We start from the raw sequence: 25,106 nt of genomic DNA, 5'->3' as shown, positions 1-25,106 counted from the left end.
ATATGGCGAAGAAGGCACTGGTCAACAAGGCTCAGCGCAAGCCGAAGTTCAAGGTGCGCACCTACACCCGCTGCAGCAAATGCGGCCGCCCGCGTGCCGTTTACCGCAAGTTCGGGCTGTGTCGCGTCTGTCTTCGTGAGATGGCGCACGCCGGTGAACTGCCCGGTGTGCAGAAGAGCAGTTGGTGACGGGACATAGGACGCAACTATGACCGCGTTGTCGACGATACAGAGCGCAGCGATGAAGAGGAGCAGCGCTAAATGACTATGACGGACCCGATCGCAGACTTCTTGACACGTCTGCGCAACGCCAATTCGGCGTACCACGAAGAGGTGACCCTCCCGCACTCGAAGATCAAGGCCAACATCGCCGAGATCCTCAAGCGTGAGGGGTACATCAGCGACTACCGCGTCGAAGACGCGCGGGTCGGCAAGGAGCTGGTCGTGCAGCTCAAGTACGGGCCCAGCCGGGAGCGCAGCATCGCCGGCCTGCGCCGGGTGTCCAAGCCGGGTCTGCGGGTCTACGCGAAGTCGACCAATCTGCCGCGTGTGCTCGGCGGGCTTGGCGTGGCGATCATTTCGACCTCCTCGGGCCTGCTCACCGACCGTCAGGCAGCCAGACAGGGCGTGGGCGGCGAAGTCCTCGCGTACGTGTGGTAGAGGGAGCATCGATGTCGCGCATTGGTAAGCAGCCGATCCCGGTTCCGGACGGAGTCGACGTGACCATCGAGGGCCAGAACGTTTCGGTCAAGGGCCCCAAGGGCAGCCTGGAGCTGTCGGTCGCCGAGCCGATCAGGGTGTCGCGCAACGACGATGGCGCCATTGTGGTGACGCGGCCCAACGACGAGCGGCGTAGTCGTTCGTTGCACGGGCTGTCACGCACCCTGGTGGCCAACCTGGTAACCGGTGTGACGCAGGGCTACACCACCAAGATGGAAATCTTCGGCGTCGGTTACCGCGTGCAACTGAAGGGAAACGCGCTGGAATTCGCGCTTGGATATAGCCATCCCGTGGTGGTCGAGGCGCCGGAAGGCATCACGTTCGCGGTGGAGACGCCGACCAAGTTCTCGGTGTCCGGGATCGACAAACAGAAGGTCGGCCAGATCTCGGCGAATATCCGCCGGTTACGTCGTCCCGACCCGTACAAGGGCAAGGGCGTACGTTACGAGGGCGAGCAGGTCCGCCGCAAGGTCGGAAAGACAGGTAAGTAGTCATGGCTGGAACACAAGCACAGGCGCGCAAACCCGTGGGGCAGAGCGTATCCGCCGCACGCCGCGCCGCGCGGCTGCGCAGGCACGCACGGCTGCGCAAGAAGATCTCCGGTACGCCGGAGCGTCCGCGGCTCGTGGTGCACCGATCTGCGCGGCACATCCACGTGCAACTGGTCAACGACCTCAACGGCACCACACTGGCGGCCGCGTCCTCGATCGAGGCCGATGTGCGTGCGGTGCAGGGAGACAAGAAGGCCCATAGCGTGCGAGTCGGCCAGTTGATCGCCGAGCGCGCCAAGGCCGCCGGTATCGAGACGGTGGTGTTCGACCGGGGCGGCTACAACTACGGCGGAAGGATCGCAGCGCTGGCCGATGCGGCGCGCGAGAGCGGATTGAAATTCTGATGACGAGCTTTGACGAGGGAAGGACTGCGCGATGACGGAGCAGCCGACGTCGGGGGCGGCAGCTCCGGACAGCACAAGCGTGCCTCGCAGCGAAGGACGCAGCGAAGGACGCGGCGAGGGGCGTGAGGGTCGCAGTCGACGTGACGATCGCGGCGGCCGCGGTCGTGACCGCGACGGCAGCAATTACCTGGAGCGGGTGGTCAACATCAACCGCGTCTCCAAGGTGGTCAAGGGTGGCCGGCGATTCAGCTTCACCGCATTGGTCATCGTCGGCGACGGCAACGGCATGGTCGGTGTGGGTTACGGCAAGGCCAAAGAGGTCCCGGCCGCGATCGCCAAGGGTGTCGAGGAGGCCCGTAAGAGCTTCTTCCGGGTGCCGTTGATCGGTGGCACCATCACCCATCCGGTGCAGGGCGAGGCAGCCGCCGGCGTGGTGCTGCTGCGCCCCGCCAGCCCCGGTACCGGCGTGATTGCCGGCGGCGCTGCCCGTGCGGTGCTGGAATGCGCCGGGGTGCATGACATTTTGGCCAAGTCGCTGGGCAGCGACAACGCCATCAACGTGGTGCACGCCACCGTGGCCGCGCTCAAGCTGCTGCAGCGTCCCGAGGAGGTGGCCGCGCGTCGCGGGCTGCCCATCGAGGATGTCGCTCCGGCCGGCATGTTGAAGGCGCGGCGGGAAAGCGAAGCGCTGGCCGCCACTGCTGCACGTCGTGAGCGGGAGGGTACGGCATAGGCCATGGCAGAGCTGAAGATCACCCAGGTGCGCAGCACCATCGGCGCCCGCTGGAAGCAGCGGGAAAGCCTGCGCACCTTGGGGTTGCGCAAGATCCGCCAGTCGGTGGTCCGTGAGGACAACCCGCAGACCCGCGGCTTGATCGCGGTCGTGCAGCACCTCGTCGAGGTCGAACCCGTCAAGACGACCCGCGAAGGGAAGAAGCAATGACGATCAAACTTCACGACCTGCGCCCTGCGCCCGGGTCGAAAACCAAACGCACCCGGGTCGGTCGCGGTGATGGTTCCAAGGGCAAGACCGCCGGGCGCGGCACGAAAGGCACCAAGGCCCGAAAGAGAGTGCCGGTCACCTTCGAGGGTGGCCAGATGCCGATCCACATGCGCCTGCCCAAGCTGAAGGGCTTCCGCAACCGGTTCCGCACCGAATACGAGATCGTCAATGTCGGCGATATCAATCGGTCGTTCCCGCAAGGCGGTTCGATCGGTGTCGACGAGCTGGTGGCCAAGGGATTGGTGCGCAAGAACTCACTGGTCAAGGTTCTCGGCGACGGGAAGCTGACCGTCAAGGCCGACGTCACCGCACACAAGTTCAGCGGCAGCGCGCGGGAGAAGATCACCGCTGCGGGCGGCTCGGTCACCGAGCTCTAGCCCAGCCGGCGGCGGCTAGGTTTGCGGTCGCACGCCCAACACGTCGCGGAACACGGCTTGCCGCACGGCCAGTTCGCGGGGGTCGCTGCACAGGTGGAAACCCAGCCGGTTCATGACATAAGCGAATCCGATTCCGGTGTCGGGGTCGGCGAACCCGAACGAACCGCCGAAACCCGCTGTGCCGAACGCCTTGTCGGATGAGCCGAAGATGAACATCGGCACCGGCTTGGAGAGTCCGAGCGAGAAGGTGGAGTCGACCTTCAGAACCCGGTCACGCCGTCCGCGACTAGGCGAAGCGGGCGGCGCCGCGAGCTCGCTTAGCACGGGTCGGGTCAGGCCCAGCGCAGAATCCCCGGTTGCAGCGGCGCCGTAGAGCTGGGCAACCGCAGCGGCTGTTCCTATTCCATTGGCCGACGGGATCTCGAGGGCGCGCACGTCGTCGCGATTGTAGTCGCCGTCCCAGGGTACGACGCCTCGCGGAAGGGAGCCCGCTCGCGCGAGCAGTCCCATCGGATTCAGCGACGCGGCGAAGAGGGCGGGTGGCATCACATTGAGGTGCAGTAGGGATTCCGCGCGCTTCCAGTGGTGCAGATAGGCGACCCGGTCGCGGGGAACCGAGTCCGGAAGCCCGATATGCAAATCCAGCCCCAGCGGCCTCGCGATTTCGTCGGCGAGGAATCGGCCCAGCGTGCGCCCGGCAGGATCGGTGCGGCGGATGAGTTCGGATTTGTACCAGCCCAGCGTGATCGCATGGTAGCCATGCCGCGTGCCCGGCGGCCAGGCGGGCTTTTGGGCCGCGAGGATCGGGGAGAGTTTCGCCGGGTCAGCGACCTCTTGCGTGGTCGGCGCCGGTGACAACACGCACAGGCCCGCCTGATGGCCCAGCAGCTGGCGCACCGTCACATCAGCCTTACCGGCTTGAGCGAATTCGGGCCAGTGGTCGGCCACCTTGTCGTCGAGCCGAACAGCCCCCGTGACACGGCCCGTGCAACTGTGAGGGCAGCAACACCTTTCGTCGTCGAGAACATGTTGACCATGGTGTCGTGCTGCCAAGGGTCCTTGGTGATGCCGTTGCGATAGCCGCCCCACAGGTCGACGACCTTGACGCCGTCGCGATAGACGGCCACCGCGGCGCCAACTTCGTGGCCGGCCGCGAAGTTAGCGCGAAACGCGTCGGCGACTTTGCCATAACCCTCGTCGACGCTTCCGCCGATCAGGTCCGGCGACACCCTCACTTTGAGAACCATCGGGTTTTTATATCGCGACTTTTCGGCACGGATCGGGGAATCGCAGATTCTCGGCCGCGCGGACGACGCTCGCGGGATCAGGTGAGTTGCGGAAGCACTTCGGCAGCAAGGCGTTCCATCTGCTCGCGGTCCGCAGCGACGTCGTCGCCGAGCGGGTTGAGCAGGATCATCTGCGCACCGGCAGCGACGACGTCGCGCAAGCCGCGCGCAACGTCGTCGGGTGTGCCGTACACGGGCACCTCGTCGATGCCGCGCATGCGACCGTAGATGCGGCGCAACCCGGCGAGCACGCGCTCACGTGCCCGCTCGGCATCGTCGTCCACCATCAGGTAGACCCGTTTGCCGATGGTGAACCGCTCGGCGTCTTTGCCCTGGTCGGCCAGCTCGCGGCGGACGATGCGCACGGCCTCGCCGAACTTCGCGGTGGTCGACGAACCCGCGCCCAGGAAGGCGTCGCCGTGGCGCACGGCCCGCGCCAGCGCCGTGGGCGCCTGCCCGCCGAACCAGATCGGCGGATGAGGCCGCTGCACCGGTTTGGGCTGAATTGGCAGGTCGTCGACCTGCCGGAACCGTCCGTGGAAGGTCACTCGGGGTTCGTCCGACCATGCCGCCTTCATCAGCCGCAGGCCCTCGGTGAAATTGGCGACGAATGTCGCCTTGTCCACTCCGAAGGCGGAGAACTGGCGAGACCCGCCGCCGGGCGCAACGCCCACGTCCAGCCGGCCGTGGCTGATCCGGTCAACGGTGGTCACCGCGGACGCCAGCTGCAGCGGCTCATGCAGTGAGGAGACCAGAACCGCGACGCCGAGCCGCAGCCGCTCGGTGCAGGCGGCGGCAAACGCCAGTAACTCCAGCGGCGCCAGCAGCGGGGCCGGGCCGATGACCTGTTCGAGCGTCCAACCACCCTCGAATCCGAGTTCTTCGGCACGGGCCAGATAGGAACGCACGCCCGCGGCATCGAAGCCGCTCGAGTCGAGCTGGGGAATGGAGATCGAGAAGCGCATCTCATCACCGTAGGCACACCGTCGGTACGCTCGACGGCATGCTCGACTTCTTGCCCACCCCGCCCGGCGCCGACGATGTGCGCGCACTGATACGCCGGGTCGACACCGCCCGCCACCACGGCATCCCGAAGGACTGTGTGCTCGAACTCGACCTGCACGCCGCGCCACCGGAGACCAGCGGCTTCGACCCGCTCGCCATCGTCACCGGCGGTGGCCGGCCGCCGGTGCTGCGCGAAGCCGTCGCCGCGGTTCACCGGGCGGCCGAGGACCCGCGAGTGGCAGGGTTGATCGCCCAGGTGCAGATGCCGGCCGCGCCGGCCGGCCCGGTTCAGGAGTTGCGTGAAGCCATCGCCGCGTTCACCGCGGTCAAACCGTCGTTGGCGTGGGCCGAAACGTATCCCGGGACCCTGTCGTACTACCTGGCATCGGCGTTCGGCGAAGTGTGGATGCAGCCGTCGGGCACCGTCGGGCTGATCGGTTTCGCCACCAATGCGCTGTTCTTGCGAGACGCGCTGGAAAAGGCCGGCATCGAAGCGCAGTTCGTCGCCCGCGGCGAATACAAGTCGGCGGCAAACCTTTTCACCCAGGACCGGTACACCGACGCGCATCGCGAGGCCGACAGCCGGCTGCTGGAGAGCTTGCAAGCCCAGGTGTGGCAGGCGGTGGCCGACTCGCGCAAAATCGACCTCGACGCCGTCGACGCGCTGGCGGACCGCGCTCCGCTGCTGCGCGACGACGCGGTCAGTTCCAAGCTGGTGGATCGTATCGGCTACCGCGACGAGGCGTACGCCAGAATCGCTGAACTCGTTGGCGCCGAGGGTATTTCATCGGAAACCGGCGACGCCGACAGCGAGTCCGCTCCGCCGCGGCTTTACCTGTCGCGTTATGCGCGCGCGAGCGCCCCGCGCCCGGCACCGCCAGTGCCGATTCCGGGCCGGCGGTCCAAGCCGGCCGTCGCCGTGGTCACCGTGGCGGGCCCGATCATCAGTGGACGCGGTCGACGGACGCTGCCGTTCGGCATCTCGGCCGCCGGCGGAGACACCATCGCCGCGGCGCTGCGCGACGCGGCGGCCGACGACTCGGTCTCGGCGATTGTGTTGCGGGTCGACAGCCCCGGCGGCTCGGTCACCGCGTCGGAGACCATCTGGCGTGCGGTGATCAAGGCCCGCGGTCGGGGCAAGCCGGTGGTTGCCTCTATGGGTGCCGTCGCCGCGTCCGGCGGCTACTACATTTCGACGAGCGCCGACGCCATAGTGGCCAATCCCGGCACCATCACCGGATCGATCGGTGTGGTGACCGGCAAGCTGGTCGCCCGGGAACTCAAGCAGCGGCTGGGTGTCGGCTCGGATGCGGTGCGTACCAACGCCAATGCCGATGCGTGGTCGATCAACAAGCCGTTTACCCCCGAACAACAGGCCCTGGTCGAGGCTGAAGCGGATCTGTTCTACACCGATTTCGTGCAGCGCGTCGCCGAGGGCCGGCACCTGAGCACGCAGGCCGTCGACGAAGTGGCGCGCGGCCGGGTCTGGACAGGCGCGGACGCCCTCGAACGCGGGTTGGTCGACGAACTCGGTGGGTTGCGTACCGCGGTGCGCCGGGCCAAGGTGCTGGCCGGTCTGGACGCCGACGCCGACGTCCGCCTGGTCAGTTACCCGCGCTCGTCGGTGTGGGACCTTCTGCGGCCACGCCCGTCGTCCCAACCGGCCGCGTCCCTGCCGGATGTGGTGGGCGCGTTGGTCACACAGTCGCTGGTCGGGTTGTTAGACGAGGCCGAGCGAACGTTGACCGGTGCCAGCGTGCTGTGGCTCGGGGAGCCGCGCCTTTAGCCTGCGAGTGTCCCGCTGACGAAGATGATCTCGCCCAGCGGATCGTCGTCCTCGACCGCTGGGACGTCAATTCCGTTGCGGGTGAATAGTTCCGCTCGTGACACGTTGCTGACGGACCAGCCGCAGCCGCGTAGGTATTCGATGACATGGCTGCGTTCGCCGGGGTACACCAGCGACGCCATGTCGATGTCGACACCGAGTTGACGCAGCGGCTCGGACATCTGACGGACCCGCTCCGCATCGAAATCTCGGATGCCGGGCACGTATTCGGTCGCGATCGTGCTGCCCGGAACGCTGAGCGCGGTGATGTTGTCGAACAACCGGTCCTGAGCTTCCGACGGTAGGTAGATCAACAGTCCTTCGGCCAGCCAGGCCGTCGGAACGGTCGGATCCAGCCCGGCCTTCTGCAGCGCTGCCGGCCAATCCGAGCGCAGGTCGACGCCGACGGTGCGCCGTGTTGCGGTGGGCTCGGCGCCGGCGCCGGCCAATACAGCGGTTTTGAAATCGACCACCTGAGGCTGATCGATCTCATAGACCACCGTGTCGGCCGGCCAGCGCAACCGGTAGGCACGCGAGTCCAACCCGGCGGCCAGGATCACCACTTGCCGAACACCGGCACCGGTGGCGTCGGCGAAGTAGTCGTCGAAATACTTGGTGCGCACCGCCATTCCGTCGATCATCGCCTGTGCGCGGGCCGGTGACCAGTCCTCGAGGGTGGATAGATCGAGCTCCCCGTCGATCATCTTGACGAAAAAGTCCACCCCCACCGCGCGGACCAGCATGTCGGCGAACGGGTCGTTGATCAACCCGCGGGGATCCTTGGTCGCCAGCGCCCGCCCGGCCGCCACCATCGTCGCGGTGGCGCCCACACTGGACGCCAGGTCCCAGGTGTCGTTATGAGTGCGAGTCATCGGTCCGCCCTCGCCACGTCGCCGAGACATACCTCATCTCAGCGAATTCCGCCATCATCTCGTCGTCGGGAAACTCGAAACCATTGCGCTGGTACAGATCCCGGACCGGAAACAGCGTCACCTGCCAGTCGTGGTCGGCCAGGTAGTCGACCACGATGCTGCGCTCGCCCGGATAGAACAGGTCAGCCGCATCGAGGTCGAAACCGAGCCGGCGCCACCGCTCACTGATTCGCTGAGCATGCTCGCCGGTCAAGGCGCCGGGGTCGGGAATGTCTTCGGTAGCCAGCCGGCTGCCCGGCGCGCTCAGCGCGGTGATGTCGTCGAACAGCCGGTCCTGAGCCTCGGGCGGCAGATAGGGCAGCAGCCCTTCGGCGCTCCACGCGGTCGGTTGGTCGACCTCGAACCCGCTTTCTCGCAGCGCGGCCGGCCAGTCGTCGCGCAAGTCGATACCGACAGCGCGGCGCTGCGCAGTCGGCGCGGCGCCGAGACGGGCCAGCGCGCTGGTCTTGAAGTCGATGACCTGCGGCTGGTCGATCTCGTAGACCACCGTGCCCGCCGGCCAACGCAGCCGGTAGGCCCGGGTGTCCAGCCCGGAAGCCAGGATCACCGCCTGCCTGATGCCCGCCTCGGTGGCACCGGTGAAGAAATCGTCGAAATACCGTGTGCGAACAGTGATCTGCTCCGCTCGAGTCCTGCGATTCAGTGCCGGGTGATCGTCCAGGCTGACCTCTCCGTCGAGAATCCGGACGAACGGAGCAAGACCCACCGCGCGAACCAGCGGATCGGCGAAGGGGTCGTCGATCAGCGGGTCAGGCCCTTGGGCGGCCAGTGCGCGCGACGTCGCAACCATGGTTGCGGTTGCACCCACGCTGGAGGCCAAATCCCAACTGTCTTCCTGCGTACGTGGCATTGCCGTACCTCCTGGGTCGCCGCTAGTTCAAGACACCGCTGACGTAGCGCAGCTCACCGAACGGCATGTCGTCCTCCATCGGTGCAAGACCATTGGCGGCGAACAGATCTCGGACACTGTCACCGGTCACCTGCCAACCGTGATCGGACAGGTAGGGCTCCGCCTCATTTCGGTCGCCGAAGTAGATGAGTTCGGTGATGTCCAGGTCCAGCCCGTGCTCACGCCAGCGCTCGGAGGCCTGTTGCATCCGCTGCTTGATCCGGTCGTGGTCGGCCGGCTCGGGGTTGGGTGCGCTTTCGGTGGCGAACCGGCTACCCGGCGCGCTGAGCGCGGTGATGGTGTCCAGCAGCCGGTCCTGCGCCTCCGGCGGCAGGTAGCCCAGCAGGCCCTCGGCGCTCCACGCCGTCGGCCGGCTGGGATCAAAACCAGCCGTCTGCAGCGCGCTCTGCCAGTCATCACGCAGGTCGACGGCCACCGCACGCCGCTCGGCGGTGGGTTCGACGCCCAGCTTCGCCAGCGTGCGCGTCTTGAACTGGATCACCTGCGGCTGGTCGACTTCGTAGACGACGGTGCCGGGCGGCCAAGAGAGCCGGTAGGCGCGGGAATCGAGCCCGGAGGCAAGGATCACCACCTGCCGAATCCCTGACCTCGTCGCGTCGAGGAAAAACTCGTCGAAGAATTTGGTGCGCACCGCCATGTTGTCGCTCATGCGGTCCGGGCCCGCCTGCTCGCCGTCGTGCAACTCGGCCGGATCCAGCTCACCGCTGGCCAGCCGGGTGAACAGGTCGACTCCCACCGCCCGGACCAGGGGCTCGGCGAACGGATCGTTGATCAGCGGGCGCTCGGTGCGCATCGCCATCGCCCGAGCCGCCGCAACCATCGTCGCCGTGGCCCCCACGCTCGAGGCCAGGTCCCAACTGTCGTTATCTGCGCGTGCCATACCAACCCTTCCAAAAATCGTTACTTAGCCAATATAACTTAGTTGTCGGCGGGCGGCCACTCGGGCGGTGCGTGCTCGGCGAAAGGCCGTTGCAAGGCGTTGTGCATCACCACCCGGACAGGCCAGGCTTTGGACATGTCCTATTCGAAGGCGGAAAAACGGGTACTGATCACCGGCGCCTCATCGGGAGTGGGTGCGGCCCTGGCCCGCCAGCTGGCCGCCGGCGGAGCGATCGTCGGGCTGGTCGCACGCCGACGGGACCGGCTCGCGACGGTGCTCGCGGATTGCCGACGCCATTCACCCGAGTCTGCGATGTGGGTCGCCGACCTGGCCGACACCGCGGCCATCGAGCGGCTAGCGCTCGACGCGTGGGATGGCCTCGGCGGCATCGACGTGCTGGTGAACAATGCCGCGATCCCGAAACGCCGTCGGGTCACCGAGCTGGACCCGGACGCGGTCGAGACCGTCATGCGGGTCAACTTCTTCGCGCCGATGCGGCTGACCTTAGCCGTATTGCCGCGCATGCTGGCCCGCGGCGAGGGTGTGATCGTCAATGTGTCCAGCATGGGCGGGCGCCTGGGCATCATCCACGAAACAGCCTACTGTGCCAGCAAATTCGCGCTGTGCGGCTGGAGTGAAGCGATGGCCGTCGACCTGCACGGCACCGGTGTGTCGGTGAAGTTGATCGAGCCCGGCCCCGTCGACACCGAAATCTGGGACCAGCCCGACAACGACGATCCGCTCTACACCGGACCCAAGGTCCCCCCAGAGGAGGTGGCGCAAGGCATTATCGCGGCGTTGGACAGCGATCGCGTCGAGCACTACCTGCCGGACATGAAAGCCGTCGTCGACGCCAAAAATGCCGACCTCGACGCCTACATTGCCGGCGTGGCTGCGATGGCACGGCAATGAGGGCGCTGGTATTCGGGGTACCGCCCGAGCCGTTCGGCGGACCCGAGGATGCCCTCACGCACAGTCCTGTTGCGCTACAGGATGTTCCAGACCCGCGGTTGATACACGACGATTGGGTGATCACCCGGCCCCGGTTGACCGGCATCTGCGGGTCGGATTCCAAACAGATCCTGCTGGATTTCGGCGAGGGTGATGGCGACAACGCGATGGCGGCGTTCTGCTCGTTCCCGCAAGTGATGGGGCACGAGGTGGTCGCTGACGTGGTGACTGTTGGCCCGCAGGCCCGTGGGCTGGAACCAGGACAACGGGTGGTGCTCAATCCGTGGCTGTCGTGCGGGCCACGTGGCATCGAACCACGTTGTCCCGCTTGCGAAGCCGGTGACTACAGCCTGTGCTGGAACTTTTGCGACGGCGACATCAAACCCGGCATCCACACCGGGGTGTCAGCCGACGTGACCGGCGGCTATGCAGAGTTGATGCCCGCCCACGACAGCATGCTCTTTGCCGTGCCCGAATCGCTGCCCGACGAGTTGGCGGTTTTTGCCGACCCGTTTTCGGTGTCGTTGCACGCGGTAACCCGCCACCCGCCGCCTCGGTCGGGTCGGGCGCTGGTGTACGGGGCGGGTTCGCTGGGACTGTGCGCGGTTTCGATCCTGCGCGCGCTCTACCCCCAGGTTGCGGTGGCGGTGGTGGCGCGCTTCGAGGCGCAGGCCGCGCTGGCCCGCCAATTGGGTGCTGACCTCGTCGTGGCGCACGAGCCGCGGCTGGCCGTGATCGAGGAGTTGGTTGGCTGGGGCGGCGGCCGGCTGCGCCAACCGCTGCAAGGGTTGCCGATGGCTTATCCCGGGGCACTCGACGTCGTCTACGACACCGTCGGTAAGCCGGAAACCTTCGAGGTCGGGGTGCGGGTGCTCAAGGCACGCGGGACGCTGGTGAAGGCGGGGGTGCACGCGCCGGGCCGGTGGGAATGGAGCCCGTTGTATTTCAAGGAGATCAACTGGGTGGGCTCCAACGCCTTCGGAGTCGAGGAGGTTGACGGACTGCGCAAGCACGCGATCGCGCACTATCTCGACATGGCGGTCGACGGCCGAATCGACTTGCGGCCGATGCTGACTCACACGTTCAGGCTGGAGCAGTGGCGTGAGGCATTCTTGGCCATCGCCAACCAGGGCGACAGCGGCGCGATCAAGGTGGCGATAGACCAGCGTCAGGCGGGCCGGGTGGCGTGATAGTAGGTGAGGCGCCCAATGATGCGCTGTCGATGGCTGGCGACCTCTGTGCACTCGAATCCAGCACCCCGCAGCAAGCGTGGAATCGAGTCACCGGTGTTGCCGGCCACGTGACGGTTGTGCATCATGAGTCGAGCCACCAGGCCATCGTGCGGGGTCATAGCGCCGCCGATGTCGACCAAGTGCAGTCGTCCACCGGGGCGCAGAACCCGAAACACTTCCGCCGCAGCATCAGCTTTCACGTCGTCCGGTAAATGGTGCAGCATCATTGACGACAGGACTCGATCGAATTCCGCGTCGCCGTACGGCAGCTGCTGGGCATAGCCGCGGTCGAACCGGATCCCGGTCAGCCCGCGCCCTTTGCGCTCGGCCCTGGCGAGCGCCAACGGGTCGGGATCGGAGCCGACCACCTCGACACCCGGATGAATGCGTTTGGTGCGGACCGTGAGATTGCCGGTACCACAACCGATTTCCAAAACACGATGCCCGTCGGCGAGCTCGGCCTGCGCGATGAGAGTGTCGTAGACCCTTTTCATGCCGAGCAGCCGCGTCAGGATGTCGTAACCCGGAAGGAAGATGTCGCGTCCGGCGGCGGGCAGGTAGTCGTGTCGATTACCGGTGGCGGGGGTGGTAGATCGTGGACGATGTTCGGTCATGATCTCCATAGTGGACCCTTCGTCGACAAGGTAATTGGGTGATTCTTGGAAACAATAGGACTATCTTTAGTAGTGTGACGACGGCAGCGCGTTTGGTCAGGCATCGCGGCGGTATCCCGATCTACCAGTACCGCAGCGATCTGGACACGCCTCCGGTGTCGGTGGTTCGTGGCGGGGGCGACGAATTGGTGGAACATGGTCGTCACATACACGACTTTCCCGTGTTGTGGTATGTCCCTTCCACGGGATGCCTCTATGTGGTAGCCGCCGGAGCGGTAATCGATCCGGCACGGGTAATGCCGGCCAGAGGGGGAGTCGGGATATTTTTCGATCCTGCCGCGCTGGACAGTGAGGGCCGATCGCCCTGGCCGGCGTGGCGGTCCCACCCCCTGCTATTCCCGTTTCTGCACGGGCAATCCGACGGGCTGCTGCAGGTCGAGGTGCCGGTAGCGCGGCGGGCTACGTGGGAAGGCGCAATCAGGTCAATGGAAGCCGAACTGGCCGCCCGGCAGGAGGGTTACCGGCAAGCTGTGCTGGCGCATCTGACGTTGCTGCTCATCGATCTCGCTCGCCTGGCCGGCGACGTGGTCGGCGGTCTGCGGCGCAGCGGCGAACCGCTGTTGGCCGAAGTGTTCGCGGTGATCGAGCGCCGGCACACCGAGCCGCTGTCGCTGCGTGATGTGGCGCGCGAACTCGGCATGACTCCCGGTTATCTCACGACCATCGTGCGTCGCCGCACCGGGCGTACCGTGCAAGATTGGATCATCGAGCGTCGCTTGGCAGAAGCTCGAAGGATGCTGAGCGAGACCGATCTTCCGGTCAGCGAGATCGCCCGGCGGGTCGGAATCTTCGATCCGGGATATTTCAGCAGGCTGTTCCGCCGCGCGCACGGTACGTCACCACGGCGCTGGCGCGCAGGTCGACCGGTCAACCGGGCTGGTTGAACAGCGCGCGGGACTTACATCGGGTTGGCGCGCAAATAACCGTAGATCCCGGCAAACCCGGCGTTGACATCCTCAGGGATCGGCGTTGGGCCGCCGAGAGCTCTTGCTCCCCAAACGATTTGAGCGGTGCGCTCGACCAAAGCGGTGACATGAAGCGCCTTGTCCGGCCGTGGCCCGACGGCCACCATGCCGTGGTTGGCGATCAGCGCCGCCGCGCGTCCCTCCAGCGCCTTGACCGCGTTGGCGCCCACGTCAGGTGTGCCGGACGCCGCGTACTCGGTGCAGCGGATATCACCGCCGCAGTAGACGGCGAACTCGTCGATACACGCCGGAATCGATTGATGCGCAATGGCGAACATGGTCGCCCACACCGGGTGGCTGTGGATGACACTGCCGATGTCGTCGAACGCCTGATAACAGGCCAGATGCAACTTCATCTCACTGGAGGGGGAGCGCCCTTCGGCGGCCTTGAGCACTCCGCCATCCGGATCGACCAGGACCAAATCCTCCAACGTCATCTCGGCGTAGTCGACCGACGACGGGGTGATGACCAGGTTGCCGTCTTCGCACCGCGCCGAGATGTTGCCGGCCGTTCCCTCGACCAGACCGCGGCGCAGCATGTCCTTGGCCGCCGCGAGCACGGCCTCCTCCGGGTTGTCAACGAATCTCATGCCGTAAGCACCTCCGGATTCACGATATGCACAGGCCTCCGGCCGGCCAGCAGCGCTTCCAGGTCGTCGGCGACCATCTGTGCTTGCCGCGCTTCAGTGTTCCACGTCGCCCCACCGATATGGGGTGTGAGCACCACATTGCGCATACCGACCAGCGGATGGTCGACGGGCAGCCATTCCCCGACGAAATGATCCAGGCCCGCGGCGCCGACTCTTCCGCTGCGCAGTGCGTCGACCAGGGCGTCGGTGTCATGCAGCTGGGCCCGCGCGGTGTTGAGGAACACCACGCCGTCGCGCATGGCCGCGAACTGCTTGGCGCCGATCAGCCCGGTGGTGTCATCGGTGACCGGCGCGTGCAGGGAGACCACGTCTGCTTCGGCGAGCAACTCGTCGAGGCTGTGGGTGGCCTCGTCGTTGTACGGGTCGTAGGCGATCACGCGCATACCCAGCCCGGCCAGCCGCCATTTCACCGCGCGCCCGACGGCGCCGAGACCGATAAGCCCGGCAGTCAACCCGGCGATCTCCCACGCCCGAAACCGTTGATAGGGGATGGTGCCGTCGCGGAACACCTCTCCGGCGCGCACGTCGGCGTCGGCGGTCAGCACATGCCGGGTTGCGGCGAACAACAACGCAACCGTCATCTCGGCGACGGCGTCGGCGTTACGGCCGGGTGTGGAAAGAACCGGGATCCCGGCGGCGGTGGCCCCGGCGATGTCGACGTTGTTGGGGTCCCCGCGGGTCGAGGCGATGGCCCGCAGCCCCAGCTCGAACACCGGCCCGCCGACCGAATCACTTTCCACCACAACGACGTCGGCGGCCTCGGCGGAAATCCGTTCGGCTAATTGCTCCGGAGTGTAGATGCGCAGCGGCCGCTGATCGATCCACGGGTCATAGACCACGTCGAGAATCCGACGCAACTTCTCCAAGCCGTCGCCGCGCAACGGGGCGGTCACCAAAGCACGAGTCACGAGTGCCTATGGTGGCGTACGTTTACGCCCGTGTCACGCAAAGAGGTCACAATTGGCATCGATATCGGCACCACCGCCGTCAAAGCGGTGGCCGCCGACGAGGACGGCCGGGTGACTGCGCGGGCCCGGATCCCGCATCAGCTACGCGTTCCCGCCCCCGACCGGTTGGAGCATGATGCCGACGAGGCGTGGCGGCGCGGCCCGCTGGCCGCGCTGGACCAGCTGGCCCGGCCGGATGCCCGGGCAGCGGCGGTGTCGGCGATGGTGCCGTCGCTGACCGCGGTCGATTCCGGCGGCCGGCCCATCACGCCGGGGCTGCTCTACGGCGACGGGCGCGGCCGGGTGCCGCGGCGGTCGCAAGCGCGGGGAAGCCGGGCGAAGCGGGCCGCCGCCATCAGACCGGTGACACTCGACGCGTCATTGCCCCCGACCGGTGAGGCGGCCGAGTTCTTGCGTTGGACCGCCGGCGAGGCGCCTGATGCGTCCGGCTATTGGCCGGCGCCGGCGGTGGCCAACTACGCGCTGGCCGGCGATGCGGTGATCGACTTCGCCACCGCGTACACGACGCGGCCGCTGTTCGACGGCACCGGCTGGAGCGAGCAAGTCTGCCGAGGGTGCGGCGTGACGGTCGACCGCATGCCGCGGGTGGAAGCCCCGGGTGTGACGGCCGGGCAGGTGCGCGACAGCGACTCGGCGTTGGCGGTCGGGGCCATCGACGCGCTGTGCGAGCAGCTGGTGGCCGGGGCCGAACGGGACGGCGACGTGCTCGTGCTCTGCGGGACGACGCTGATCGTGTGGACGACCATTCCGGACGCGCGCCAGGTTCCGGGCTTGTGGACCATCCCGCACATCGCGGCCGGAAAGAGCCAGATCGGTGGGCCCAGTAACGCCGGTGGGCTGTTTTTGGGTTGGGTGGACCGTCTGCTGGGGCCGGGCGACCCGAGCGACGCGGACCCGCGGCGGGTCCCGGTGTGGTCGCCGTATGTGCGCGGGGAACGTTGTCCGTATCACGATCCGGATCGCCGTGCGGTGCTCGACGGCCTCGACCTCACCCACGACGCCGCCGCGGTGCGGCGGGCCGCCTACGAGGCGTCCGGATTCGTCGTGCGTCAGCTCGTCGAGCGCAGCGGGGTCGCCGTCGGACGCATCCTCGCCGCCGGGGGCGGCACCCGGGTCGAGCCGTGGATGCAGGCCATCGCCGACGCCACCGGTTGGCCCGTGCAGGTGTCGGGCGTGGCCGAAGGGGCGGCGCTGGGCGCGGCGTTTCTGGCGAGAATGGCCGTCGGACTGGAGTCGTCGATGACCGATGCGGCCCGGTGGGCCCGCGTCGAGCGCGTCGTCGAACCCGACCCGGCGTGGACCGGCGCGGTGAATGACCGGTACCACCGCTTTCTGGAGCTGGCCGATCATCCGTCCCGGGCGGCTATTGCCGCACGGCAGTGACCGCGACGGTGTGGCGCATCGGCGTTGCGCCGGCCTCGTCGGGAAAGGCCACACCGTAGCTGGCCGACAGCTCCGCACGGCTCAACGTGGAAACCTTCCAGCCGTGCGCGGCCAGGTAGTCGGGCACGACGCTGCGTTCGCCCTGATACACCAGTTGCGAGAGGTCCAGGTCCAGGCCTTGGTCGCGCCAGCGGCCGGCCATCTCCTTGCTGCGCTCGATCAGCGCCGTGCCGCCATCGGGGTGATATTCAGTAGCAAGCATGCTGCCGGGCGCACTGATCAAGGTGATTTCATCGAGCAGCCGGTCCTGGGCGTGCGGAGGCAGATACAGCAGCAGACCTTCAGCGCTCCATGCTGTCGGCTGCGACCGGTCAAACCCATTGTGCTGCAAGGCGGCAGGCCAGTCGTCTCGTAGATCGACCGCTACCGAGCGGTGCCCGGCCTTGGGCGTAGCTCCCAGTTGCGACAACGTGCGGCCCTTGAAGTCGATGACCTTGGGCTGGTCGATTTCGTAGACCACGCTGTCGCCCGGCCAGGCCAACCGGTAGGCGCGGGTGTCCAGGCCGGCAGCGAGGATGACCGCCTGTCGCAGACCGGCGTCGACTGCCTGGGTGAAAAAGTCGTCGAAGAACCGCGTGCGCACCGCGATGTTCGCGACGATCTGGCGCGGATCCACCGGCAGGTTCTCCTGGTCGAAACCGGCCAGGTCGCCGTCGAGCAGTCGAACGAAGTAGTCGATGCCCACCGCCCGCACCAAAGGCTCGGCGAACGGATCGTTGATCAGCGGTTCGGGTTGGGTGCTGGCCAATGCCCGCGCGGTAGCGACCATCGTCGCGGTCGCACCCACGCTGGACGCCAAATCCCAGCTGTCGCCTTCGCTGCGTGTCATGACTCTCCGATCGGCGGTGAGGTAGGGAAGATACGAGGAAGATAGAAGCATTATCATTCTTAGCCAAGGTAATGAGCCAGCAGAAACTCTACGCCTGCCTGCAACGGATCACTGCCTGCGCTGATACTCTCGTAGACTGTTTGACGCGCACCTGACCAGGTTCTGGCCTGCGGGCGATTGGCGCGTGAAGCAGGACCACCCAGGCTGGCCAGACCAGCCCCATTGGCTCGCCGCGACTAAAGCCCGGCTGCGCAGGAGGAAGAGTGCTTTCGGCTTTCATCTCATCTCTGCGAACAGTCGACCTGAGACGAAAGATCCTGTTCACGCTGGGCATCGTCATCCTTTACCGGGTTGGCGCGTCGCTGCCGTCGCCCGGCGTGAATTACCCGAATGTGCAGAAGTGCGTCGCGCAGGTCAGCGGCGGGCAGGCGGCGCAGATTTACTCGCTGATCAACCTGTTTTCCGGTGGCGCGCTGCTGCATCTGACCGTCTTCGCGGTCGGGGTGATGCCGTACATCACCGCCAGCATCATCGTGCAGCTGCTCACCGTGGTCATTCCGCGGTTCGAGGAGCTGCGCAAAGAGGGCCAGTCCGGCCAGGCCAAGATGACGCAGTACACCCGCTATCTGGCGATCGCGCTGGCCATCCTGCAGAGCACCAGCATCGTGGCGCTGGCCGCCAACGGTGGGCTGCTGCAGGGCTGCAGCCTGGACATCATCGCCGATCAGAGCATCTTCACCCTGATTGTGATGGTGATGGTGATGACCGGCGGCGCGGCACTGGTGATGTGGATGGGCGAACTGGTCACCGAGCGTGGCATCGGCAACGGCATGTCGCTGCTGATTTTCGTCGGCATCGCCGCCCGCATCCCGGCCGAGGGCAAAACGATTCTGGACAGCCGCGGCGGCCCGGTGTTCGCCGCGGTGGTGGTGGCCGCGTTGATCATCATCGTGGGTGTGGTGTTCGTCGAGCAGGGCCAGCGCCGCATCCCGGTGCAGTACGCCAAGCGCATGGTGGGGCGCCGGATGTACGGCGGCACCTCGACGTATCTGCCGCTCAAGGTCAACCAGGCCGGCGTTATCCCGGTGATCTTCGCGTCCTCGTTGATCTACATTCCGCACCTGATCACCCAGCTCATCCGCAGCGGCAGCGGCGGCGTGGGCAACACGTGGTGGGACAAGTTCGTCGGCAACTACCTGTCGAACCCGGCCGACCCGGTCTACATCGCGATCTACTTCGGGCTGATCATCTTCTTCACCTACTTCTACGTGTCGATCACGTTCAACCCCGACGAGCGTGCCGACGAGATGAAGAAATTCGGCGGCTTCATCCCGGGCATCCGTCCGGGTAAGCCGACCGCGGACTACTTGCGCTTTGTGCTCAGCCGCATCACGTTGCCCGGGTCGATCTACCTGGGCGTGATCTCGGTGCTGCCCAACGTGTTCCTGCAGATCGGCAACACCGGGCAGGTGCAGAACCTGCCGTTTGGCGGTACCGCGGTTTTGATCATGATCGGCGTCGGTTTGGACACCGTCAAACAGATCGAAAGCCAGCTCATGCAGCGCAACTATGAAGGGTTCCTGAAGTGAGAGTTGTTTTGCTTGGGCCACCGGGTGCCGGTAAGGGCACCCAGGCCCAGAAGCTGGCTGACAAACTCGGGGTCCCGCAGATTTCCACGGGGGAACTGTTTCGGAAGAACATCCGCGAGGGCACCGAGCTCGGTCTGGAGGCCAAGCGGTACCTCGACGCGGGCGACTTGGTGCCCTCTGAGCTGACCAACAAGCTGGTCGACAGTCGTCTCGACGAGCCGGATGCGGCAGCCGGGTTCATCCTGGACGGCTACCCCCGCTCGGTGGAGCAGGCGCAGGCGCTGCACGACATGCTGGAGCGGCGCAACACCCAGATGGACGCGGTGCTGGAGTTTCGGGTATGCGAGGAGGTGCTGCGCGAGCGCCTTCAGGGCCGTGGCCGAGCCGACGACACCGAGGAGGTCATCCACAACCGGATGAAGGTCTACCGCGACGAGACGGCTCCGCTGCTGGAGTATTACCGCGACGAGTTGAAGACCGTCGACGCCGTGGGCACCGTCGACGAAGTGTTCGCCCGAGCCTTGCAAGCTCTAGGTAAGTAGTAGTGATCCCATTGGCGGGGCTGCGCAGTCGCAAGGTCGTGCCGCAGCGCAGCGCGGGTGAACTCGACGCGATGGCCGCAGCGGGCGCGGTGGTCGCCGCTGCGCTGCGGGCGGTGCGGGAAGCTGCGGTGCCCGGCGTGTCGACGTTAGACCTCGACGAAATCGCCGAGTCGGTGATTCGCGACGCCAGTGCCATCCCGTCTTTCCTCGGCTATCACGGGTATCCGGCGTCGATCTGCGCGTCGGTCAACGACCGTGTGGTGCATGGCATTCCGGCGGCCGACGAGGTGTTGGCAGCCGGCGACCTGGTCTCCATCGACTGCGGGGCGATTCTGGACGGCTGGCACGGCGACGCGGCGATCACGTTCGGTGTGGGCCCCCTTGACGCCGGCGACGACGCGCTGTCGGCGGCCACCAGGGAGTCGTTGGAAGCCGGGATCGCCGCGATGGTGCCCGGCAACCGCTTGACCGACGTCTCGCATGCCATCGAGACCGCCACGCATGAGGCCGAGACCCGCTATCGTCGCTCGTTCGGCATCGTCGAGGGCTACGGCGGTCACGGGATCGGCCGGCGCATGCACATGGATCCGTTTCTGCCCAATCAGGGGACGCCGGGACGGGGGCCGCTGCTGGCGGCTGGGTCGGTGCTCGCCATCGAACCGATGCTGACGCTGGGCACTGGCAAAACCGACGTGCTCGACGACCAATGGACGGTCGCTACCGCTGATGGGTCACGCGCCGCACACTGGGAGCACACGGTCGCGGTGACCGATGACGGACCGCGGATTCTGACCTCGGGGTAGCGCACAAGCGTCGATGTGCGCCGTGAACTGGGTGCGCGTTGGACTCGTGTCTACTGGCAGGAGGTGATCCAGTGGCTCGTGTCGACAGCCCGGCCGACCATGAAGCCGCCCTGATGAAAGCGCTTTATGACGAGCACGCGGCCGCATTGTGGCGCTACGCGCTGCGGCTGACCGGCGACCGGGCCCGCTCCGAGGACATCGTGCAGGAGACGCTGCTGCGGGCGTGGCGGCATCCGGAAGTCATCGATGAGACCGAGCGCTCGGCACGGGGCTGGCTGTTCACCGTCGCCCGCAACCTGATCATCGACGAGAGCCGCAGCGCACGGGCCCGCAATGTCGTCGGTTCGCTCGACGACTCCGGCGCGCCCGAGCAGGCCTCGCCCGACGAGGTCAACGCGGCCCTCGACCGGCTGCTGATCGCCGAAGCAATGACGCACATATCGGCGGAACATCGGGCGGTGATCGAGCGGTCGTACTACCGCGGTTGGACCACCGCCCAGATCGCCGCCGACCTTCAGATCGCGGAGGGAACAGTCAAATCACGACTACACTATGCGGTGCGGGCGCTGCGCCTCACGCTGCAAGAGCTGGGAGTGACACGATGACAGCGCCTATGAGAATCCGGCCAGTCATCGGCAACCGAAACTGGATGCTGGCAGGAGATGGGGTGAAATGATGACATCGCAACGGGGACATGGCCCCGGTGACCGTGGGTTGTCCGTGGCCGACGACCATGGCTATGCGATGTGGGACGCCGCCTACGTCCTGGGTTCACTGTCTTCCGCCGACCGCAGGGAGTTCGAGGCCCACATGGCCAACTGCCCCGCGTGCCGGGAGTCCGTCGGCGAACTCAGCGGTATGCCGGCTCTGCTGTCGCAGCTCGACCGCCACGAGGTGGCCGCGATCGACGAAGCTGACCAGGCATCGGGTCCGCAGTTGTCCCCTGAGCTGCTGCCCAGGCTGTTGAACACCGTGCGCCATCGCCGCCGTCGCGCCCGCCTGATGGCCTGGGCGGCCGGGGCCGTGGCGGCCGTGGTGTTGGCGCTCGCCGTATTCATCGGGATGACGGGCCATTCGTTGACGTCAGCGCCGCCGGCGGCTGTCTCCGCGCAGCCGATGGCGCAGATCGGGACGTCCGCGCTGGCCTCGACGGTGTCGATCAGCGGCGAGCGCTGGGGCACCTTCATCGGCCTGAAGTGCGTCTGCCTGGCCCCGGTCTATGCCCCCCACGACAGGTTGGCGATGGTGGTGGTCGACCGCGACGGCACCCGCACCCAACTGGCCACCTGGGTCGCCGAGCCCGGCCACACCGCAACTCCGGCCGCCAGCATCTCGACGCCGGTTGACCAGATCGCCGCGGTTCAGGTGGTTTCCGCCGATGACGGGCAGGTGCTGTTGGAGCGCTCGCTGTAGGGGCGTCCGCCCACCGGGGTGAACTGAACTCACCCGCCCATCGTGTTACCGGCATTGCCACACGCTTGGGGAGCAGATGTTTCGTACCGAGTGGTTGACCACACCGTCGTGCAGGTTGCCGCGTGCAGAGTCGACCGCGTCTTCAGTGTGTCGACGCCAACGGTGGGTGCTAAACCGTTGGACTACAACACGTCCCAGCCCAAAGGAGGACCGCACCGATGTCGACGTGTGCGCTTGACGATATTGTCGCCCATACCGGGACCACCGAGCCCATCGACGGGCTGATCCGGATCGAGACCAGCCCCCGGGAAAAGGCCACTCCGATCATCATGGAGATGATGCGGTCGGTGTACCCGCATGACCAGGTCTTTGGTCAGTACTGCACCGTCAACGACTACATCGACTGTCCGCCGGACGAGTTGTTCGACTACATGGCGCACACGAGCAGTCTCGAGGAATGGACATACAGCCTTCGCGGTTTCACGCCCACCGAACAACCTGGCTTGTGGCTCGCCCACGACCGGCTCGGTTCGGAGACCAAGATCTACACTCGTACGGTTGCCAACGAGCATGCCCGCACGGTCGACTATCACTGCGCGTGGGATCAGGGCGGACACCTGTGGATGATCTACTTGATGCGGGTGGTCGATGCGCAGCTGGTCTTTAACAAGCCGGGATCGGTTGTGCTATGGACGAATTGTCATCATCCGTTCTACGACCGCAACCCGTATCCGGACACAGCGCCGCCCGAACGTCCGGTGTGGGTGGGCGACTTCTGGGACATGTTCGGTGCCGGCCACCTGTTGGAGCTGAAGAACCTGAAGGCAATCGCCGAATATCGCCATCGCAACGGCCTGCCGGTCACGCCGACGTGGATGAGGTGAGGCTGCTCCCGGTGACCAGCACGCACGATCCGGTGCGAGTGCGAAGCGAAATCGACTCTCCCTCACGCTGGCTCGTGTTAGCCAAGTGGTGCGTGCTGGCCGTGCCGCATTACCCGATACTGATTCTGCTCTACCTGGTGTATCCGGTGCTGACCGCCGTCGCCGGTGTCGCGATCTTGATCACCGGACGCTACCCGCGTCCTATCTTCGACTTCAACGTCGGTGTGCTGCGCTGGTCATGGCGACTCATGAACTACAGATTCCCGATGAACACCACCGACAAGTACCCGCCTTTCACGCTCAAGTCTCGGCCCGACTACCCGGGTGATCTGGAAATCGACTATCCGGAACAACTCTCGAAGTGGGCCGTGCTGGTGAAATGGTGGCTGCTGGGGTTACCGCAGATCGTGCTGTGCTGGGTGATGGAGCCGCTGCTGCAGGTGCTGTGCGTTATCGCAGCGCTGCATTTGTTGACCAACGGGACGATCCACCGGGGTATGTTCGATTTGCTGTTAGGTATCGTCCGATGGCGTTACCGGGTGGCCGCATACGTCTCGCTGATGCGCGACGATTATCCGCCGTTCCGGATGGATCTGGGAGCCGGCGATGCCACGTCGCCGTAATCCGTTGTTCCCATACATCTATCGGCTCGGCATGCCGATCTTCGACCGCCTGTTCTACTGGCGGTATCGGCGCGCGGTGATGAGCAATGCGACTGGACGGCTGCTGATCGTCGGTCTCGGCCCGGGAACCGATTTGCGGTTTCTACCGCCCACGGTGACCTCGGTGGCCGCAGTGGAGCCTGAGCCGGCGATGCGGCGAATGGCTGCAGCTCTGGCCCGCCGCCAAAACATCTCGGTCGACATCGTCGACGGTGTCGGCGAATCGATCCCGTTCCCGGACAACAGTTTCGACTCAGTGCACGTAGGGCTGGTGTTGTGCTCGGTCGATGATGTGGCGGCTACCCTCGGTGAGATCCGGCGGGTCCTGGTTCCCGGAGGCAGGCTGGTTGTCCTCGAACACGTTCGCGCCGACGGGGCGATGGGTCGTTACCAGGATCTGATCGCCAAGCCGTGGTCGTGGCTGGCTTCCGGGTGCGAGCCGAACCGCAGAACGCTCGACGCGATCGCCGCCGCCGGATTCGATACCGGCGAACTTCGCAGCATACGGCGGACCCTGGTGCCGCCGCCGTGTACACCTCACGTGCAGGGCTTCGCCACCCTGCCCGACACTAGTCCTGCTGAAATCGTCTGAAGCTCTGGGCTGTTCAGCTGCCATGGGCAGTGTCGCCGAGCGACAGCGGCCAGATGTCGGGTTTTTGCGCTTCGGCGACCAGCTGAGTCTGCACCATCAGTCGCAAGGCGTGCAGCGCGTGATGCAGCCGCGACTTCACCACAGCTTCGGGGATCCCGAGTTCGTCGGCGATCTGCCCGGTGGTCAGACCCTGATAGAAGGAGCGGGCGATCACGGATCGATGTTCGGCGGACAACCGTGCCAGCGCCTCACTCACCAGCAGGCGAGTCGGCATCGCGTCGCCCTCGCCGGGAACGGGCAACCGCAACGCGGCGTCCGACGGTTTCATATGGTTGAGAAACCGTAGGTTGCTCCGATCGCGCATGCTCATGCTGCAACCAGCCTGATGGCGCCCCAGTCGAGGCCTTGGAATCTCATGTGTCGCAGTCCTTTCGACCGGGTCTGACGCTGTCAATGCGAGCTGCGATCGCTGCTGTTGCTCTGTCATAGGCGCTGCTGTCGTCGAACAGCACTGCCTGAGAGTTCGCTCCCAAGGTGAAGGCATCCAACTCAAATGCGATTTGCGCAGGGTCGGCGTCGGCGCGAATTTCGCCGGTCTGCTGAGCCTCGGCGACCAACCGCGTCTGGAAACCCAGTGACCCGATCCGGAATTGGCGTAACACGTCGCGAACCGCGCCGTCACGTGCGTCGTACTCCGCAACTACGGCAGCAAAAAAGCAGCCGCCGGAAAACACCCGTCGCCGCGAGTAATCGCACCACTGGTCGTAAATCGCCAGCAGTCGCGGCAGACCTCGTGGGGCCTTCAGCGCCGGACTTACGACCTCGCGCATGAACACATCGGTCGCGTAGCGCACGGTAGCGAGCTGAAGTTGCGCCTTGGAGCCGAAGTGCGCGGCCACATTGCTCTTGCTGGTTCCACACTCTCGGGCCAGCCTGCCGATCGAGAGGCCTTCCAGGCCTTCCGCCGAGGCGATGTCGGCGGCCTTGGCCAGGATCGCGGCTCGTGCCCGCTCGCCCCGAGCGAGCCTGCCGTCGGTCACGGAAACCATCCGAACAATCTATACGAACGATCGTTCA

30 protein-coding genes and 1 pseudogene are annotated in these 25,106 nt (G+C 66.1%); 20 read left to right on the top strand and 11 right to left on the bottom strand.

Annotated features, from left to right (window positions below; translation table 11 throughout):
- Window positions 1–2 precede the first annotated feature (2 nt).
- From MSP7336_RS01235 to rplO, 7 genes are all read left to right on the top strand, one after another.
- On the top strand, window positions 3–188 hold the full coding sequence (locus tag MSP7336_RS01235) for a type Z 30S ribosomal protein S14 (RefSeq protein WP_069395648.1): 186 nt from the start codon (window positions 3–5) through the stop codon (window positions 186–188).
- Between the two features lie 72 nt (window positions 189–260).
- Window positions 261–659, top strand: a complete 399-nt coding sequence (gene rpsH / locus MSP7336_RS01230) for a 30S ribosomal protein S8 (RefSeq protein ID WP_069395647.1) — start codon at window positions 261–263, stop codon at window positions 657–659.
- A gap of 11 nt (window positions 660–670) precedes the next feature.
- Window positions 671–1,210 carry a 50S ribosomal protein L6 gene (gene rplF, locus MSP7336_RS01225; protein WP_069395646.1) on the top strand — a complete coding sequence of 180 codons (540 nt, stop codon included), beginning with the start codon at window positions 671–673 and terminating at the stop codon, window positions 1,208–1,210.
- 35 nt (window positions 1,211–1,245) lie between these two features.
- On the top strand, window positions 1,246–1,614 hold the full coding sequence (gene rplR / locus MSP7336_RS01220) for a 50S ribosomal protein L18 (protein ID WP_181786914.1): 369 nt from the start codon (window positions 1,246–1,248) through the stop codon (window positions 1,612–1,614).
- A 31-nt stretch (window positions 1,615–1,645) separates the two neighbouring features.
- Window positions 1,646–2,347, top strand: a complete 702-nt coding sequence (gene rpsE / locus MSP7336_RS01215) for a 30S ribosomal protein S5 (protein WP_244917391.1) — start codon at window positions 1,646–1,648, stop codon at window positions 2,345–2,347.
- 3 nt (window positions 2,348–2,350) lie between these two features.
- On the top strand, window positions 2,351–2,557 hold the full coding sequence (gene rpmD, locus MSP7336_RS01210; RefSeq protein ID WP_113962872.1) for a 50S ribosomal protein L30: 207 nt from the start codon (window positions 2,351–2,353) through the stop codon (window positions 2,555–2,557).
- Complete coding sequence (rplO, locus tag MSP7336_RS01205) at window positions 2,554–2,994, top strand: 50S ribosomal protein L15 (RefSeq protein ID WP_069395642.1); 441 nt, start codon at window positions 2,554–2,556, stop codon at window positions 2,992–2,994. Before rpmD ends, rplO begins: the two co-directional genes overlap by 4 nt.
- A gap of 15 nt (window positions 2,995–3,009) precedes the next feature.
- On the opposite strand, the pseudogene MSP7336_RS01200 reads toward rplO, so the two are convergent.
- Together MSP7336_RS01200 and MSP7336_RS01195 are read right to left on the bottom strand one after the other, a co-directional pair.
- Window positions 3,010–4,241: pseudogene (locus tag MSP7336_RS01200) on the bottom strand (serine hydrolase domain-containing protein).
- Between the two features lie 77 nt (window positions 4,242–4,318).
- A complete protein-coding gene (locus MSP7336_RS01195) occupies window positions 4,319–5,245 on the bottom strand; it encodes an LLM class flavin-dependent oxidoreductase (protein WP_113962871.1) in 927 nt (308 codons plus the stop codon).
- 38 nt (window positions 5,246–5,283) lie between these two features.
- On the opposite strand from MSP7336_RS01195, the gene sppA reads away from it, so the two are divergent.
- Window positions 5,284–7,071 (top strand): signal peptide peptidase SppA, encoded by a 1,788-nt coding sequence (sppA, locus tag MSP7336_RS01190; RefSeq protein WP_113962870.1) that lies wholly within the window; start codon window positions 5,284–5,286, stop codon window positions 7,069–7,071.
- Here sppA and MSP7336_RS01185 read toward each other — a convergent pair.
- The 3 genes from MSP7336_RS01185 to MSP7336_RS01175 are packed head-to-tail and all read right to left on the bottom strand — an operon-like array spanning window position 7,068 to window position 9,832.
- Window positions 7,068–7,982 carry a class I SAM-dependent methyltransferase gene (locus MSP7336_RS01185; RefSeq protein ID WP_113962869.1) on the bottom strand — a complete coding sequence of 305 codons (915 nt, stop codon included), beginning with the start codon at window positions 7,980–7,982 and terminating at the stop codon, window positions 7,068–7,070. The genes sppA and MSP7336_RS01185 overlap by 4 nt on opposite strands.
- On the bottom strand, window positions 7,966–8,892 hold the full coding sequence (locus MSP7336_RS01180; RefSeq protein WP_181786494.1) for a class I SAM-dependent methyltransferase: 927 nt from the start codon (window positions 8,890–8,892) through the stop codon (window positions 7,966–7,968). The genes MSP7336_RS01185 and MSP7336_RS01180 overlap by 17 nt, the downstream gene beginning before the upstream one ends.
- Before the next feature lie 22 nt (window positions 8,893–8,914).
- The gene (locus MSP7336_RS01175; RefSeq protein ID WP_113962867.1) at window positions 8,915–9,832 is read right to left on the bottom strand and encodes a class I SAM-dependent methyltransferase; all 918 of its coding nucleotides are present in this window, start codon (window positions 9,830–9,832) and stop codon (window positions 8,915–8,917) included.
- 135 nt (window positions 9,833–9,967) lie between these two features.
- Between MSP7336_RS01175 and MSP7336_RS01170 the strand changes: the two genes are divergently transcribed.
- The gene (locus MSP7336_RS01170) at window positions 9,968–10,744 is read left to right on the top strand and encodes an SDR family NAD(P)-dependent oxidoreductase (RefSeq protein WP_113962866.1); all 777 of its coding nucleotides are present in this window, start codon (window positions 9,968–9,970) and stop codon (window positions 10,742–10,744) included.
- A complete protein-coding gene (locus MSP7336_RS01165) occupies window positions 10,741–11,973 on the top strand; it encodes a zinc-dependent alcohol dehydrogenase (protein ID WP_113962865.1) in 1,233 nt (410 codons plus the stop codon). Before MSP7336_RS01170 ends, MSP7336_RS01165 begins: the two co-directional genes overlap by 4 nt.
- Here the strand turns inward: MSP7336_RS01165 and MSP7336_RS01160 are convergent.
- Window positions 11,952–12,629, bottom strand: a complete 678-nt coding sequence (locus tag MSP7336_RS01160) for a class I SAM-dependent methyltransferase (RefSeq protein ID WP_113964712.1) — start codon at window positions 12,627–12,629, stop codon at window positions 11,952–11,954. The genes MSP7336_RS01165 and MSP7336_RS01160 overlap by 22 nt on opposite strands.
- A gap of 74 nt (window positions 12,630–12,703) precedes the next feature.
- Between MSP7336_RS01160 and MSP7336_RS01155 the strand changes: the two genes are divergently transcribed.
- Window positions 12,704–13,573 (top strand): helix-turn-helix transcriptional regulator, encoded by an 870-nt coding sequence (locus MSP7336_RS01155; protein WP_113962864.1) that lies wholly within the window; start codon window positions 12,704–12,706, stop codon window positions 13,571–13,573.
- A gap of 14 nt (window positions 13,574–13,587) precedes the next feature.
- On the opposite strand, the gene MSP7336_RS01150 is transcribed toward MSP7336_RS01155, so the two are convergent.
- Both MSP7336_RS01150 and MSP7336_RS01145 read right to left on the bottom strand, forming a co-directional pair.
- Entirely contained in the window at window positions 13,588–14,244 is a 657-nt protein-coding gene (locus tag MSP7336_RS01150; RefSeq protein ID WP_113962863.1) for an L-fuculose-phosphate aldolase, read from the bottom strand.
- Window positions 14,241–15,212, bottom strand: a complete 972-nt coding sequence (locus MSP7336_RS01145) for an NAD(P)-dependent oxidoreductase (protein WP_113962862.1) — start codon at window positions 15,210–15,212, stop codon at window positions 14,241–14,243. Before MSP7336_RS01145 ends, MSP7336_RS01150 begins: the two co-directional genes overlap by 4 nt.
- Window positions 15,213–15,242: 30 nt before the next feature.
- On the opposite strand from MSP7336_RS01145, the gene MSP7336_RS01140 reads away from it, so the two are divergent.
- Window positions 15,243–16,655: a xylulokinase gene (locus MSP7336_RS01140; protein ID WP_113962861.1), complete on the top strand. Its 1,413-nt coding sequence runs from the start codon at window positions 15,243–15,245 to the stop codon at window positions 16,653–16,655.
- Here MSP7336_RS01140 and MSP7336_RS01135 read toward each other — a convergent pair.
- Window positions 16,636–17,544: a class I SAM-dependent methyltransferase gene (locus MSP7336_RS01135; protein WP_113962860.1), complete on the bottom strand. Its 909-nt coding sequence runs from the start codon at window positions 17,542–17,544 to the stop codon at window positions 16,636–16,638. The two genes, MSP7336_RS01140 and MSP7336_RS01135, sit on opposite strands and share 20 nt — an antisense overlap.
- A 263-nt stretch (window positions 17,545–17,807) precedes the next feature.
- On the opposite strand from MSP7336_RS01135, the gene secY reads away from it, so the two are divergent.
- From secY to MSP7336_RS01095, 8 genes are all read left to right on the top strand, one after another.
- The gene (gene secY / locus MSP7336_RS01130) at window positions 17,808–19,133 is read left to right on the top strand and encodes a preprotein translocase subunit SecY (protein ID WP_113962859.1); all 1,326 of its coding nucleotides are present in this window, start codon (window positions 17,808–17,810) and stop codon (window positions 19,131–19,133) included.
- Entirely contained in the window at window positions 19,130–19,675 is a 546-nt protein-coding gene (locus MSP7336_RS01125; RefSeq protein WP_113962858.1) for an adenylate kinase, read from the top strand. The genes secY and MSP7336_RS01125 overlap by 4 nt, the downstream gene beginning before the upstream one ends.
- A gap of 2 nt (window positions 19,676–19,677) precedes the next feature.
- On the top strand, window positions 19,678–20,478 hold the full coding sequence (gene map, locus MSP7336_RS01120) for a type I methionyl aminopeptidase (RefSeq protein WP_113962857.1): 801 nt from the start codon (window positions 19,678–19,680) through the stop codon (window positions 20,476–20,478).
- Between the two features lie 71 nt (window positions 20,479–20,549).
- Window positions 20,550–21,083 carry a sigma-70 family RNA polymerase sigma factor gene (locus MSP7336_RS01115; protein ID WP_084226410.1) on the top strand — a complete coding sequence of 178 codons (534 nt, stop codon included), beginning with the start codon at window positions 20,550–20,552 and terminating at the stop codon, window positions 21,081–21,083.
- Window positions 21,084–21,222: 139 nt separating this feature from the next.
- Complete coding sequence (locus tag MSP7336_RS01110; protein WP_269749325.1) at window positions 21,223–21,891, top strand: anti-sigma factor family protein; 669 nt, start codon at window positions 21,223–21,225, stop codon at window positions 21,889–21,891.
- Between the two features lie 218 nt (window positions 21,892–22,109).
- A complete protein-coding gene (locus MSP7336_RS01105) occupies window positions 22,110–22,775 on the top strand; it encodes an SRPBCC family protein (RefSeq protein WP_113962856.1) in 666 nt (221 codons plus the stop codon).
- Window positions 22,776–22,786: 11 nt separating this feature from the next.
- Window positions 22,787–23,398 (top strand): DUF4389 domain-containing protein, encoded by a 612-nt coding sequence (locus MSP7336_RS01100; RefSeq protein ID WP_425325723.1) that lies wholly within the window; start codon window positions 22,787–22,789, stop codon window positions 23,396–23,398.
- A complete protein-coding gene (locus MSP7336_RS01095) occupies window positions 23,382–24,029 on the top strand; it encodes a class I SAM-dependent methyltransferase (protein ID WP_113962855.1) in 648 nt (215 codons plus the stop codon). Before MSP7336_RS01100 ends, MSP7336_RS01095 begins: the two co-directional genes overlap by 17 nt.
- A gap of 13 nt (window positions 24,030–24,042) precedes the next feature.
- Here the strand turns inward: MSP7336_RS01095 and MSP7336_RS23645 are convergent, their stop codons facing one another.
- Both MSP7336_RS23645 and MSP7336_RS01085 read right to left on the bottom strand, forming a co-directional pair.
- The gene (locus tag MSP7336_RS23645) at window positions 24,043–24,357 is read right to left on the bottom strand and encodes a sigma factor-like helix-turn-helix DNA-binding protein (RefSeq protein WP_069395622.1); all 315 of its coding nucleotides are present in this window, start codon (window positions 24,355–24,357) and stop codon (window positions 24,043–24,045) included.
- Between the two features lie 85 nt (window positions 24,358–24,442).
- Window positions 24,443–25,078, bottom strand: coding sequence for a TetR/AcrR family transcriptional regulator (locus MSP7336_RS01085; RefSeq protein ID WP_069395621.1), 636 nt, complete (start codon window positions 25,076–25,078; stop codon window positions 24,443–24,445).
- Window positions 25,079–25,106 lie beyond the last annotated feature (28 nt).

This window comes from Mycobacterium shimoidei (genome assembly GCF_900417275.1).
GTDB lineage: Bacteria > Actinomycetota > Actinomycetes > Mycobacteriales > Mycobacteriaceae > Mycobacterium > Mycobacterium shimoidei.
Note: the sequence above shows the minus strand (reverse complement) of the source record. Positions and strands in the feature narration are given on the sequence as shown.

Excerpts from the sequence above, each read along its gene's own strand:
- MSP7336_RS01235 (WP_069395648.1), top strand. The coding sequence starts at position 3 with ATGGCGAAGAAGGCACTGGTCAACAAGGCTCAGCGCAAGCCGAAGTTC.
- rpsH (WP_069395647.1), top strand. The coding sequence starts at position 261 with ATGACTATGACGGACCCGATCGCAGACTTCTTGACACGTCTGCGCAAC.
- rplF (WP_069395646.1), top strand. The coding sequence starts at position 671 with ATGTCGCGCATTGGTAAGCAGCCGATCCCGGTTCCGGACGGAGTCGAC.
- rpsE (WP_244917391.1), top strand. The coding sequence starts at position 1,646 with ATGACGGAGCAGCCGACGTCGGGGGCGGCAGCTCCGGACAGCACAAGC.
- rpmD (WP_113962872.1), top strand. The coding sequence starts at position 2,351 with ATGGCAGAGCTGAAGATCACCCAGGTGCGCAGCACCATCGGCGCCCGC.
- rplO (WP_069395642.1), top strand. The coding sequence starts at position 2,554 with ATGACGATCAAACTTCACGACCTGCGCCCTGCGCCCGGGTCGAAAACC.
- MSP7336_RS01195 (WP_113962871.1), bottom strand. The coding sequence starts at position 5,245 with ATGCGCTTCTCGATCTCCATTCCCCAGCTCGACTCGAGCGGCTTCGAT.
- sppA (WP_113962870.1), top strand. The coding sequence starts at position 5,284 with ATGCTCGACTTCTTGCCCACCCCGCCCGGCGCCGACGATGTGCGCGCA.
- MSP7336_RS01185 (WP_113962869.1), bottom strand. The coding sequence starts at position 7,982 with ATGACTCGCACTCATAACGACACCTGGGACCTGGCGTCCAGTGTGGGC.
- MSP7336_RS01180 (WP_181786494.1), bottom strand. The coding sequence starts at position 8,892 with ATGCCACGTACGCAGGAAGACAGTTGGGATTTGGCCTCCAGCGTGGGT.
- MSP7336_RS01175 (WP_113962867.1), bottom strand. The coding sequence starts at position 9,832 with ATGGCACGCGCAGATAACGACAGTTGGGACCTGGCCTCGAGCGTGGGG.
- MSP7336_RS01170 (WP_113962866.1), top strand. The coding sequence starts at position 9,968 with ATGTCCTATTCGAAGGCGGAAAAACGGGTACTGATCACCGGCGCCTCA.
- MSP7336_RS01165 (WP_113962865.1), top strand. The coding sequence starts at position 10,741 with ATGAGGGCGCTGGTATTCGGGGTACCGCCCGAGCCGTTCGGCGGACCC.
- MSP7336_RS01160 (WP_113964712.1), bottom strand. The coding sequence starts at position 12,629 with ATGACCGAACATCGTCCACGATCTACCACCCCCGCCACCGGTAATCGA.
- MSP7336_RS01150 (WP_113962863.1), bottom strand. The coding sequence starts at position 14,244 with ATGAGATTCGTTGACAACCCGGAGGAGGCCGTGCTCGCGGCGGCCAAG.
- MSP7336_RS01135 (WP_113962860.1), bottom strand. The coding sequence starts at position 17,544 with ATGACACGCAGCGAAGGCGACAGCTGGGATTTGGCGTCCAGCGTGGGT.
- MSP7336_RS01110 (WP_269749325.1), top strand. The coding sequence starts at position 21,223 with ATGTGGGACGCCGCCTACGTCCTGGGTTCACTGTCTTCCGCCGACCGC.
- MSP7336_RS01105 (WP_113962856.1), top strand. The coding sequence starts at position 22,110 with ATGTCGACGTGTGCGCTTGACGATATTGTCGCCCATACCGGGACCACC.
- MSP7336_RS01095 (WP_113962855.1), top strand. The coding sequence starts at position 23,382 with ATGCCACGTCGCCGTAATCCGTTGTTCCCATACATCTATCGGCTCGGC.
- MSP7336_RS23645 (WP_069395622.1), bottom strand. The coding sequence starts at position 24,357 with ATGAAACCGTCGGACGCCGCGTTGCGGTTGCCCGTTCCCGGCGAGGGC.
- MSP7336_RS01085 (WP_069395621.1), bottom strand. The coding sequence starts at position 25,078 with ATGGTTTCCGTGACCGACGGCAGGCTCGCTCGGGGCGAGCGGGCACGA.